Source organism: Robertmurraya massiliosenegalensis JC6, assembly GCF_000311725.1.
GTDB lineage: Bacteria > Bacillota > Bacilli > Bacillales > Cytobacillaceae > Robertmurraya > Robertmurraya massiliosenegalensis.
In genome coordinates this window covers 895563-908477 of sequence record NZ_HE978511.1, presented here as the reverse complement: position 1 = coordinate 908477, position 12915 = coordinate 895563, and the positions used below count along the sequence as shown (strand labels likewise).

11 protein-coding genes are annotated in these 12915 nt (G+C 39.1%); 10 read left to right on the top strand and 1 reads right to left on the bottom strand.

Going from position 1 to position 12915, the window contains the following annotated elements; translation table 11 throughout:
- Window positions 1–20: 20 nt before the first annotated feature.
- The 4 genes from BMSHG_RS04610 (at window position 21) to BMSHG_RS04595 (ending at window position 3165) form a co-directional block, all read left to right on the top strand.
- Entirely contained in the window at window positions 21–1286 is a 1266-nt protein-coding gene (locus BMSHG_RS04610) for a molybdopterin molybdotransferase MoeA (protein ID WP_019153270.1), read from the top strand.
- Complete coding sequence (gene mobB, locus BMSHG_RS04605; protein ID WP_235776308.1) at window positions 1274–1801, top strand: molybdopterin-guanine dinucleotide biosynthesis protein B; 528 nt, start codon at window positions 1274–1276, stop codon at window positions 1799–1801. Before BMSHG_RS04610 ends, mobB begins: the two co-directional genes overlap by 13 nt.
- A 111-nt stretch (window positions 1802–1912) precedes the next feature.
- The gene (locus BMSHG_RS04600; protein WP_019153268.1) at window positions 1913–2350 is read left to right on the top strand and encodes a respiratory nitrate reductase subunit gamma; all 438 of its coding nucleotides are present in this window, start codon (window positions 1913–1915) and stop codon (window positions 2348–2350) included.
- A gap of 98 nt (window positions 2351–2448) precedes the next feature.
- The gene (locus BMSHG_RS04595) at window positions 2449–3165 is read left to right on the top strand and encodes a YwiC-like family protein (protein ID WP_019153267.1); all 717 of its coding nucleotides are present in this window, start codon (window positions 2449–2451) and stop codon (window positions 3163–3165) included.
- A gap of 128 nt (window positions 3166–3293) precedes the next feature.
- Here BMSHG_RS04595 and BMSHG_RS04590 read toward each other — a convergent pair whose 3' ends face one another.
- Window positions 3294–3986: a Crp/Fnr family transcriptional regulator gene (locus BMSHG_RS04590; protein ID WP_019153266.1), complete on the bottom strand. Its 693-nt coding sequence runs from the start codon at window positions 3984–3986 to the stop codon at window positions 3294–3296.
- 398 nt (window positions 3987–4384) lie between these two features.
- Between BMSHG_RS04590 and argC the strand changes: the two genes are divergently transcribed.
- From argC to BMSHG_RS04560, 6 genes are all read left to right on the top strand, one after another.
- Complete coding sequence (gene argC, locus BMSHG_RS04585; protein WP_019153265.1) at window positions 4385–5419, top strand: N-acetyl-gamma-glutamyl-phosphate reductase; 1035 nt, start codon at window positions 4385–4387, stop codon at window positions 5417–5419.
- A gap of 55 nt (window positions 5420–5474) precedes the next feature.
- Window positions 5475–6707, top strand: coding sequence for a bifunctional ornithine acetyltransferase/N-acetylglutamate synthase (gene argJ / locus BMSHG_RS04580; protein WP_019153264.1), 1233 nt, complete (start codon window positions 5475–5477; stop codon window positions 6705–6707).
- Window positions 6708–6718: 11 nt separating this feature from the next.
- Entirely contained in the window at window positions 6719–7489 is a 771-nt protein-coding gene (argB, locus tag BMSHG_RS04575; protein ID WP_019153263.1) for an acetylglutamate kinase, read from the top strand.
- Window positions 7490–8647 (top strand): acetylornithine transaminase, encoded by a 1158-nt coding sequence (locus BMSHG_RS04570; protein WP_019153262.1) that lies wholly within the window; start codon window positions 7490–7492, stop codon window positions 8645–8647. It begins immediately after the preceding gene.
- 77 nt (window positions 8648–8724) lie between these two features.
- Entirely contained in the window at window positions 8725–9807 is a 1083-nt protein-coding gene (locus BMSHG_RS04565; RefSeq protein WP_019153261.1) for a carbamoyl phosphate synthase small subunit, read from the top strand.
- Window positions 9800–12880 (top strand): carbamoyl phosphate synthase large subunit, encoded by a 3081-nt coding sequence (locus tag BMSHG_RS04560; RefSeq protein WP_019153260.1) that lies wholly within the window; start codon window positions 9800–9802, stop codon window positions 12878–12880. Before BMSHG_RS04565 ends, BMSHG_RS04560 begins: the two co-directional genes overlap by 8 nt.
- Window positions 12881–12915 lie beyond the last annotated feature (35 nt).

The window sequence follows — 12915 nt, the reverse complement described above, 5'->3', positions numbered from 1 at the left end:
ACATTTATGGAGTGGTTGAAATGGTAGAATTCAGAAAACCAATCCCTATCGGGGAAGCAGTTTCAAGTATTATGGCAAATCGGATAGAAGGAAAATCTGAATATGTATCTGTCAATGAAAGTTACGGCCGTTACTTATCAGAAGATCTCCTTGCAACGAATGATGTTCCACATTTTGATCGTGCACCTTATGATGGCTATGCTGTAAGATCCATCGATACAGAGGAGGCAAATCGAGAGAACCCGATCGAATTTGAGGTAGTCGATCATATCGGAGCAGGGCTTGTTTCCGATAAGGTTGTAGGCCCTTTTCAAGCGGTCAGAATTATGACTGGTGCACAAATGCCATCTTCATGCGATTGTGTGATCATGCTTGAACTTGCCAAAGATTATATCAAGGATGGCAAGGCATATATGAGCACAAAGCGAAAGCACAAACCTGGTGAAAATGTATCTCGCCGTGGGGAAGATGCAAAAACAGGTGAAGTTTTAGTCGAAAAAGGAACAAAAATAAATCCTGGTATTCAAGCGATGCTTGCCACTTTTGGCTATGCAAAGGTTCGTGTTGCGAAGAAACCAAAAGTCGGACTTTTCGCAACAGGCACAGAATTATTAGCGGTAGACGAGCCGTTACAACCAGGAAAAATTAGGAACAGCAATTCTTACATGATTAGTGCCCAAATTGAACGCGCAGGTGCTGAGGTTCAATATTTTGGAACCTTACCTGATGATTTTGATACTTGTTTTGAAGCAGTGAAGGAAGCGATAGATAAAGTTGATATGCTTGTGACGACCGGTGGCGTCTCAGTTGGAGATTTCGATTATCTACCTGCTATTTATGAAAAGCTTGATGCAACCGTGTTATTTAATAAGGTCAGCATGCGTCCTGGGAGTGTGACAACAGTTGCCCAATTTGGCGGCAAAATTCTCTTTGGTTTATCAGGAAATCCATCTGCCTGTTATGTCGGGTTTGAACTTTTTGCAAGACCAGTTATTCGAAAAATGCTGTATTCACCGAAACCGCATTTGCGGAAAGAAAAAGCCGTTCTAGATGTTGATTTTTCAAAAGCGAACCCATTCACCCGATTTGTTCGAAGCAGTTTATCTGTTAAAGATGGGAAACTAATTGTCACACCGAGTGGGTTAGATAAATCGAATATTGTTATGAGTCTTGCTGGCGCCAATTCTTTAACCGTCTTACCTGGCGGGACTAGAGGTTTTATGGCTGGCGACGAAGTGGATGTATTATTGCTTGAAGACCATGAAGGAAGCGAGTGGCCGTGGTAGAAGCGACGATTTTTCAAATCGCTGGATATCAAAATAGTGGAAAAACAACTTTTATTAAAAAATTGCTTGAGCAACTTCAGAAGAGTAATCTCTCTGTCGTGACCTTAAAGCACCACGGACATGGTGGGAAACCCGATTTTCAAGATGGCAAGGACTCCCATCAACATTTAAAAGCAGGTGCCGTTGCTTCACTTGTAGAAGGTGATGGACATTTGCTATTACATGCTGAAAGGAAAATGTGGTCTCTTCCAGAAAAGTTGCAGCTCCTCTCATTTTTTCAGCCTGATATTATCTTGATTGAAGGGCATAAGAGAGAACCTTACCCAAAAGCGGTACTGATTCGTACAAGGGATGATCTCGATTTATTAATGAAGTTGGAAAATAGTAAGGTTATTTTCTTTTGGGACAAGGAACTTATGAACGAAACGAAAGAGTATCAGGGACTTAAGAAATTTACCATCAATGATCCCGAAGGACTTAAATGGTTAGTAAATTATCTTTCGTTCAAAAAATAGTCGAAAAATGTTAATTAAATTGTCATAAACGTAACATTTATCACTGAATTCTTTTCTCTCTCTTACTAATATTGATGTAAGGGCTTTTATGAGCAGTGGGGAGAGAGAAGAATGGACTTGCTACAAATTATAATTTGGTTAATTTATCCGTATGTGGTCGTTGCGGTCTTGGGGATGGCACTTATCTGGCGAGTTAATGGGCGTTCGGTCCAAGAGGAAATGAAATTCCTTTATAAACTTGGTTCAGTAGTGAATCGAATCATCCTTGTACTGATGGCTTTAAGTCTTCTTTCAGGCATCGGTGTAGTTGTATTCTACAGTATAACCGGCGATCCAGAAAAACTATTTTATTGGGTAAAAAGTTTAGTCATCTTGGATCCTGATCTCGATTTAATTGGAAGTATTTCCATTCTTTCACAGACACATTTCTTATTATTATTGACGATGTTATTAGCATTGTCTTTTTCAAAATATATTGGAGTTTTACAAGGACCTAAACTTCTTTTTAAACGAAGTTGGTCGAAATCAATTCGGACAGGTCTTAAATGAAAATTTTGTGACTAAACCAAAATAAGTGATGTCTTTCACTCCGTTTCATTTCTCCTATCGTTATTGTTAAGATAGGAAAAGAGAAGGAGTGTTTTTTTATGAAATTATTCTTACCGAAGCAGCATGGTGCATGGGCCATGTTAATCATACCGTTTTGGCTCTCAGTTGTAGCATCTGGGTTCAGATGGCAACAGATCCCTTTATTTATGGGATGGCTTTTATTATATTTGGCTACATTTCCGATGCTCCAAATGGTCAAAGGCAAGAAAGTCTCCTTTTACCGCAAGTGGACTGTGATCTACTTGATTCCCGCATTACTACTTTTAATGATTCCTTTATGGGCAAGACCCAGTATAGCTGTTTTTGGACTATTGATGCTCCCGTTTTTTGTCATTAACGTCTATTTTTCAAAAAAGAAGCAAGACCGTAATTTATGGAATGATTTTAGTGCAATTCTTGTTTTTGCAATCGGGGGATTGGCCAGTGGCTTCCTACCAAATGGGGAAATGAATTCGGGAACGATTCTTGTGTTTATCACATCAATCCTCTTTTTTGTCGGCTCCACTTTTTATGTGAAAACTATGATTCGTGAAAAGAAAAATGTCACTTACAAATGGATTTCTTGGATTTATCATGCCATCGTTCCCATCGCTTTTCTCATCATCGGATATTGGATCGTCGCCATATCCTACATCCCAAGCTTAATCCGCGCCATCTACTTTTACGGGAAGCCGTATACGATGAAACAAGTAGGTATACTCGAAATCGTCAACGCAGCGCTCTTCTTTATAGTGATAGTCCTTGCTATAAATTAAGACCTATAAGTGGAAGAGGCTCAGACCCTGGAGCGAAAATCGCCCCACCATATCGCCATACATTTGAATAGACTAAAAAAGGGATCTCAACACAAATTGAGATCCTTTTTACATTGCAAAATCTTTCGCTACTCAATATTACAAATATCAATAGGACAATTCTCGCAATCAATTTCTAGTTTTATATAATCTAAATCATGAATCGTAATAATTCCTTTATCAATACTAATAATCTCCGTTTTGCGTAATTCGCTTAAAAGGCGATTAACCACCTCACGGGAAGTCCCACAAAAATTGGCTAATTCTTGATTAGTCATTGGGGTATCAATCATAATTCCTTCTTTCGTATGGACACCGTAACTATTGGAAAGACGAATTAAAGTTGAGTATAGAGCCCCTTTTTTTCCATGTAAAACAAGATCGCGAAACTTTGTCTGTGTCTTCCGATGTTCCTGACTCATCCATTTCATAAACTCTAACGCAATCGAATGATCTTCACCGAGTTTCTTTTCTAAGTCACTCTTAAAAATTACGGCCACTTCGCCACTTTCGATCACTTTAGCATTTTGCATATGTGCTTGGGCAGAGCAAAATAAGGAAAGTTCACCAATGAGGTCTCCTTCTGAAGCCATCCTCAACGTAAGTTCCCGACCATCTGGAATCATTTTGCTCATTTGAATCTTACCAGTTATTACAACGAATAGTTCATTCGCCTTACTACCCTCTTGAAAAAGATAAGTCCCTTTTTCGATTTTACGAATATGATGGACTGTTTCTAAAAGGGATTGAAGTTCGGTGGATATTTTCGTAAAAGCTTGCATGCGTTTACCCCCTTTTCTGAGGCAAAAAACTCTCCCTACCAACAGTTTAGAAATAAAAATAGGTGTAGTCAACCAATTTAAAAGCACTTACAGTCTATACGACCCATATTTTCATTATGTGTGTAAATAGTTTTTTGTAAATGTCCAAAAGCCGACATTTAAACGCCCCGATATCGTTCTATGGCTGTATTATTCTTCTTTAAAAAGAGTATAGGTGATTTGTTTATTTCTTGTACCTGAACGATTTGATTATCACAAATTTTTAGAAAAGTGCCTTGTATTTCAAAAAACGGGTTGCTTTTAATGATGTGAGTTCTTATAATAAGAACAACATAAAATTTATAAAAATAAATATTGGTGATTAAATATACATAAATGTAATGAGGAAGGAGTTAAGGATGAAGATATCTATTATAGGAACGACAGGATATGGAGGTGTTGAATTACTTCGGATTTTGCATAGTCATCCTGTATTCAAAATACATTCCATTCATTCCACGAAGGATGAAGTTCCAATATGGCATGAGTACCCGCATCTTTTTCAGATTATCGGGAATCAAATGGAAAGGATTGATATAGAAGAAATCTCAAAAAATAGTGATCTCGTATTTCTTGCCACACCTTCAGGGGTTTCTAGTAAACTAGTTGAGCAATTTTCGAATCAACATATAAGAGTCATTGATTTATCAGGTGATCTTCGCTTGAAAACGGAAGGTGAATATGAAACTTGGTATAAAAAAACGACAGCCAATCATTCCGTTGTTAAAGAAGCAGTATATGGATTAAGTGAATGGAATGAAAAACCAATAAGTGAGGCAAAGCTTATTGCTAATCCTGGATGTTATGCTACTGCAGCACTATTAGGTCTTGCGCCGGTGACTAAAGAAGAATTAATCATCCCTGATACGATAATCATTGATGGCAAATCAGGAACTTCTGGGGCTGGAAAGGCTTTATCAAAAGGCTCTTTATATGCAGAAGTGAATGAAAATTTTAAGATTTATAAAGTTAACGCACATCAACATACACCAGAAATTGAACAACAATTACTTCAGTGGAATGGGAATGTAGAGCCGATCACATTTAGTACCCATCTATTACCCATAACAAGAGGGATCATGACAACTACCTATGTCAAACTCCGATCTAGCTGGAGTACAGAGCAGATGATAGATTTATATGAAGAAGCTTATAAGGAAAAGCCGTTTATTCGCATTCGGCCTCTTGGAACCTATCCTTCTGTTAAAGAAGTTCAAGGCTCGAATTACTGTGATATTGGTGTAAATGTGGACCAACGAACAGGGAGATTAACGATCGTTTCCGTTATTGATAATTTAATGAAAGGGGCAGCAGGTCAAGCGGTTCAAAATGCCAATCTCATGTTTGGATTGAATCAAACAACCGGTCTAGAGATACTGCCACTATATCCATGATGTAATTAGTTGAAATGCTTTAAAAAGATGAAACGAACATAAGGAGGAAACACGGGTGGGAACACTTACAAAAGTGTCAAAAATAATAGAAATCGAGAATGGGAGCATATTATCACCGAAAGGATTCCACACCGGTGGTACACATGCTGGACTACGATACGCCAAAAAGGATGTTGGCCTAATTTATAGTGAGGTTCCAGCTCATAGTGCGGCGGTATATACATTGCACGATTTTCAAGCAGCGCCAATTGCGGTAACAAAAGATAGTCTAACCAATAGCGGGATGCTTCAAGCATTAGTTGTTAACAGCGCTTGTGCCAATGCTTGTACTGGGGAGCAAGGTTTAAAAGATGCTTATGAGATGAGAGAATTTGCCGCGCAAAAGGTTCAAGTGGAGGAGCATTTAGTCGCTGTTGCATCAACTGGAGTCATCGGTGAATATTTGAAAATGGATAAAATCAAAGCAGGAATCGAGCAAATTCAGTTAGGCACGGCTTCAGCGCATGCGGAAGATTTTCAGACGGCTATTCTAACAACCGATACATGTATGAAGAAATGCGGATTTAAAGCGGAGATCAATGGAAAGATGGTTCATATGGGGGGAGCAGCAAAAGGTTCTGGAATGATTCATCCAAATATGGCGACGATGCTTGGTTTTATTACGACTGATGCGCATATTTCTTCTGAAAATTTGCAGCTGGCTCTAAAAGAAGTAACCAATTATACATTTAACCAAATTACAGTAGATGGAGATACATCAACAAATGATATGGTGTTAGTGATGGCGAATGGTTTAGCTGAAAATCAATCTTTGTCACCAGAACATCCCGAATGGCCCGTGTTTGTTCAACTCCTAAATAACACTTGCGAAAGCTTAGCAAAGCAGATCGCAAAAGATGGAGAAGGAGCGACCAAACTTGTAGAGGTTAATGTAACTGGGGCATTCGATGAATATGATGCACGTAAGATCGCAAAGCAAATTGTTGGTTCAAATCTAGTGAAAACGGCCATCTTTGGGGCAGATGCTAACTGGGGGAGAATCATTGGAGCGATTGGGCAAGCAGATACGAAAGCAAAGACAGAACAGGTTACGATTTCGATAGGTACAGTGAAGATGCTTGATAAAAGTGAAATCATCCCATTTTCTGAAGAGAAAGCGACAGAATACTTAAAAGAGGATTTTATCCAAATTTTCGTTGATATGCATATGGGAAATGGTGCTGGTACAGCATGGGGATGCGATTTATCTTATGATTATGTGAAAATAAATGCGAGCTATCGAACATAGGGGAGCAAAACATGAAAACCATTTTAATAAAATGTGGTGGCAGTACGCTAGAGGAATTATCAGCAGAATTTTTTACAAGTCTTCAAGAATTGAAGAAGCAAAACTATCAAATTGCGATCGTACATGGTGGGGGCCCAGATATCAATCGGATGCTCGAGCAATTGAATGTTGAACCTGAATATGTGAACGGATTACGAAAGACAACGGAAGAGACCTTAAAGGTTGTTGAAATGGTTCTATCAGGCCAGACAAACCGGAAGCTTGTGCAAAAGCTAGAAATGAATCATCTTCCAGCGCTTGGTCTTAATGGCAGCGACGTTGGTTTACTTAAGGGGTCTTATATCAATAGGGAAGAGCTCGGTTTTGTCGGGGAGATAACTGAGGTAAACAGTGAACTATTACAGTCTATTTTAGTTAAAGGAATCATCCCTGTCATTACACCGATCGCCATTAGCGCTGATGGAACAAAGCTTAACGTTAATGCTGATTATGCAGCTGCCGCAGTGGCTAATGCTCTTGAAGTAGAGCAATGTTTGTTTGTTACGGATGTGGAGGGAATCATCATCGATGGCTCATTGAAGGAAGTTCTCCCAGCTGAAGAGATTGATTATTATATTAAGTCAGGAGACATATATGGCGGAATGATTCCAAAGGTAACCTCTGCTTTGTCAGCTTTACAAAAAGGAATGGACAGCGTAAGAATTGTTGCAGGGAAAAAGAACTTTTATAGGAATCAAAAATGGTTTGGGACAAAAATCCTTAGTAGGGAGAGGGTTATATAAATGAGCTATTTATTTCAAACTTATGCTCGCTGGGATGTTGAACCTGAAATTGCAGAAGGGAGTTACGTAACCGATAAAAAGGGGAAGCAATATTTAGATTTCACCTCTGGAATTGGCGTTTGTAATCTTGGGCATCAACCGAAAGTGGTGAAGGATGCAATAGAAAATCAGCTGGATCAATTTTGGCATGTATCCAATCTTTTTACAATGGAGAAGCAAGAACAGGCGGCAAAAATACTGGCTACCGCTGCTGAGATGGATGCTGTATTTTTTGCTAATAGTGGTGCAGAAGCAAACGAAGCTGCGATCAAATTAGCGAGAAAAGCGACTGGTAAGACAAAAATTATTACTTTTAAGCAATCATTTCATGGACGTACATTTGCAACGATGGCTGCAACAGGACAGGAGAAAATCAAACATGGTTTTGGACCGATGTTAGAAAAATTCACCTATGCTACATTTAATGACATCGACTCTCTTAAGGATTTATTGGATGATGAGGTAGCAGCGGTCATGCTCGAGGTCATTCAAGGAGAAGGAGGAGTCCATGTTGGGACGCAAGATTTCTTAAAGGCAGTGGAAACACTTTGTCATGAGCATCAGGCTCTTCTAATTATGGATGAAATTCAAACAGGAATCGGAAGAACAGGAAAACCATTCGCCTTCCAACATTTCGGTCTAAGCCCTGATATCGTTACATCAGCAAAAGGGTTAGGAAGTGGCCTGCCCATTGGTGCTGTCATTGGCAAGGAAAATTTAAAACCCTTTTTTGGTCCTGGAAGCCATGGTTCTACGTTTGGTGGAAATCCGATTAGTGTTGCTGCTGCAATTGCTACAATGGGAATTGTTTTTGATGAGGTTTTTTTACAGGAGGTTGAAATTAAAGGGGAGTACTTGCTTTCCCAATTAAATAAACTTTTTCATGGAAATCGTCTCATAAAAGAAGTACGTGGAAAAGGATTAATGATCGGAATTGAATTCGAACAGTCGATTCAACCTTTTTTACCAGAGTTAAGAGAGGAAGGGATTCTCGCACTTCCAGCTGGCGAAAATGTCCTAAGGCTATTACCACCATTAACTGTATCAATTCATGAAATTGAACAATGTATTGCGGGATTGAAAAAAGTCGTTAATGAGATAACTGAACCAGCCATTTAGGCTGAATTTTTAATAATAAAAATGCATAAATATTAACTATGGAAAATAAATATACAAATGATTTTGAGGTGTTTGACATGAAGGGATATTTACACTTACAAAGCGGAGACGTATATGAAGGGAATTGGAATACGAATGTCTCCACTCAACATATAGAAGGGGAAGTTGTCTTTTATACTGGAATGACGGGTTATCAGGAGGTACTGACTGATCCAAGTTATAAGGATCAAATTATTGTCTTTACGTACCCTCTGATTGGCAACTATGGCATCAATGAAGAGGACTTTGAAAGTAAGAAACCTCATGTTGCTGGTGTGATTGTTTATGAAGCAAATGCGGAAGCCTCTCATTATCAAGCGGAGTATTCTCTAAAAGAGTATTTGGAAAAGTGGGGAATTCCATTGTTATCCCATATTGATACAAGAGCAATTGTCAAAAAAATTCGTGCTCATGGTTCTATGCCTGCACGAATTTCAACAAGTGATGAGAAGAGCACGATAGGTAAGCGAACATTAGAAACAGATAAGGTACCATACGTGTCAGAGAAATTAATTAAAACCTATGGGCAAGGCAATCCCCATATTGTGTTGCTGGATTTCGGAACAAAGAATTCGATTTTAGCATCCTTGTTAGCAAGAAACTGCCAAGTAACGGTAGTGCCTTATAATACATCTTTCCAAGTAATTGCGGCAATCGCACCTGATGGAGTTCTTTTTTCCAATGGTCCTGGAGATCCGAAGCAATTACAACCGCTATTACCGACCATTCGTCAGCTTGTTGAACATTTCCCGACTCTTGGTATTTGTTTAGGGCATCAACTTGTAGCTTTGGCGTTAGGTGGGGATACGAAGAAGCTTTTATTTGGTCATCGGGGAGCCAATCATCCGATTAAAGACCAAAAGATAAACAAAGTATTTATGTCATCGCAAAATCACAGCTATGTGGTGGATGAGGAAAGCATTAAGGGAACAGGACTTGTAGGGAGATTCTTCCATTTGCACGATCGATCCGTGGAAGGTTTAACCCATAAGGAATTGCCATTACAAACGGTTCAATTCCACCCTGAAGCGAACCCAGGACCCTCTGAAGGGGATTATATATTTGATGAATTTCTACAGACGATAACAGAAAACAAGAGGAGTGCCGCTTTATATGCCTAAAGACACCAGCATACAAACTATACTAGTCATCGGCTCAGGACCTATTGTCATTGGGCAAGCAGCAGAATTCGATTACGCAGGCACACAAGGCTGTATTGCATTGAAAGAAGAAGGGTACAAAGTGATTCTTGTGAATAATAACCCTGCCACTATTATGACCGATTCAAATTTTGCTGACCGCATTTATTTTGAACCATTAACAGTAGATGTATTGGAGAAAATTATTGCGAAGGAACGTCCAGATGGGATTTTGGCCACATTGGGTGGTCAAACTGGACTAAACCTTGCCTTTCAATTAAGTGAGCAAGGGATATTAAAAAAGTATCGTGTGAAGATGCTCGGAAGTTCAATTGAATCGATCAAAAGAGGTGAAGATCGAGAAGCGTTTCGTCAACTTATGAAGGATCTAAGTGAGCCTGTACCAGAAAGTGAAATTGTTCATACGGTCGAGGAAGCGCTCCAATTTGCTAGGAAAATTGACTTTCCGATTATCGTTAGACCTGCTTATACCCTTGGTGGAACGGGTGGAGGAATTGCCGACAATGAAGAGCAGCTAACCCAACTTGTTTCAGGTGGTTTACAGGAAAGTGCCATTCACCAGTGCTTAGTTGAAAGAAGCATAGCAGGATATAAAGAAGTGGAATATGAAGTAATGCGAGATGGGGCAAATACATGTATTACGATTTGTAATATGGAAAACTTCGATCCTGTCGGTGTTCATACAGGCGATTCAATTGTCGTAGCACCATCACAAACATTAACAGATGATGAGTATCAAATGCTACGCGGAGCCAGCATCAAAATTATTTCTGCCTTGGGCATTATCGGGGGCTGTAATATCCAGTTCGCCCTTGATCCCAGCAGTAAAAACTATTATTTAATTGAGGTGAACCCGCGCGTAAGTCGTTCTTCCGCCCTAGCTTCGAAAGCAACGGGTTACCCAATTGCCCGAATGGCAGCGAAGTTAGCCGTTGGTTACACGTTAGATGAAATCATCAATCCAGTTACGGGAGATACATTTGCAAGTTTCGAGCCTGCCCTTGATTATGTCGTCGTCAAAATTCCGAAATGGCCATTTGATAAATTCCCAAATATCGAACGAAAACTTGGCACACAAATGAAAGCAACTGGTGAAGTAATGAGCATCGATCGTAGCTTTGAACGGGCTTTATTAAAAGCAATTCATTCTTTAGAGATTGATGTTCAAGATCTACAGTTGCCTGGTTTAGCAAGTCTCAGTTCTGAACAATTAGTGGAGAAGCTCCTGCAACAAAATGATGAGAGACTTTTTATTCTCTTAGAATTATTACGTAGAGACGATAAAATCAGTCAGCTTCATGAACTCACAAAGGTAGATGAATTCTTTTTATCCTATTTAAAACGACTTGTTTCAGTTGAGGATAGGATTGCATCCACCAATTTAGAACAAGTTTCCAGTAGTGAACTTCAGCTATTCAAAGAAAAAGGTTTCAGTGATGCCTATTTAGCAAAGAGTTGGAACGTTGCTGAAAAGGTTGTTCGACAAAAAAGAAAAGATTATGGAATCATTCCTTCTTATAAAATGGTTGATACATGTGCAGCCGAATTTGAGGCGAAATCTAATTATTATTACTCTACTTATTTTGGAGAAAATGAACAAATCCGATCTTCTAAGCAGAAGGTTTTAATCATTGGCAGTGGTCCGATTCGTATTGGGCAAGGGGTTGAATTTGATTATTGTTCTGTTCACGGTGTTTTTGCCCTTAAAGAGCTTGGAATAGAAACGATAATGATTAATAACAACCCTGAAACGGTTAGTACTGATTTTGCCACAGCTGATAAATTATATTTTGAGCCTTTAGTAATTGAAGATATTCTCAATGTGATTGATGCTGAAGGCATAACAGACTGTATTATTCAGTTGGGTGGGCAAACAGCGATTAATTTAGCACAGGAGCTAGAAGCATATGACGTCAATATATTGGGAACAAAATCGAACGTCATTGATTTACTGGAGGATCGGAAACTCTTTTATCAATTGTTAGAAAAACTGGAAATTCCGCATCTAAAAGGCGATGTTGTCCACAATCCAGAGGAATTGGTGAAAGTAGCAGAGCAGATTGGTTATCCTGTTTTACTAAGACCATCTTTTGTTATAGGTGGTAAGGGGATGGAAATTATTGAAGATGAGGAGGAATTAAAGCAATATGTGAAGAAAGGTCAGGCACGCTTTCCATTTTTAGTAGATGAATTTCTTCATGCAACAGAAGCTGAGATAGACCTTGTTACAGATGGGCAATATGTCCTCATTCCAACGATCATGGAACATATCGAAAAAACAGGGGTTCACTCAGGAGATAGTTTATCAGTCCTTCCTGCACAAAGATTAACAGATGTAGTGAAGGAGAAGATTGTAAAGTTTGCGGAAAAACTTGCTCAATTCCTTCAATATAAAGGGCTTATGAATATCCAATTTATTATTAAAAATGAAGAAGTGTATGTCCTCGAGGTTAACCCTCGTGCAAGCAGAACGGTACCAATCGTTAGTAAAGTCACAGGAATCCCGTTAGTACAAATTGCGACAAAAGTATTGCTCGGGAAATATAAAATGTCGAAAGCTGATGTAGACCATAATTTGATGACAATTCCATTTGTCTGTATTAAGTATCCGGTCTTTTCCAATTACGCCCTTAAAGGTTTGGATTCAAAGGTTAGTGCGGAAATGAGATCGACTGGGGAAGGAATTAGTCTTGGGAAAACAGAAGAAGAAGCATTGCGTAAAGCCTTCCATCAGGCGATTCGACCTGCCGGAAGAATTGTGGCAAAAGAAAGCGTTGAACTTGATGGTTTAGATGATTCTTTCGAACTTGTTTTCTCTGCAGATGCTGAATTTTTAGAGGGAGCAACGATTGCTTACTATAATCCGAGTCAAGACAAGGAAGATAAACACTTGCGGGAGCTTGCTACAAAGAAAAGAATCATTAATTTTACTGAGCCAGAGAGCCTGAAAGCATTTAATCAAGCATTAAAAGTCAAGAACTTTGATGTAAGAGCGATAGAAGATTGGCACTCTTCATTAGCAATTAAAGCTTAAAGAGAGTCACTATATGTGTGAGGGAGTGAATTTAG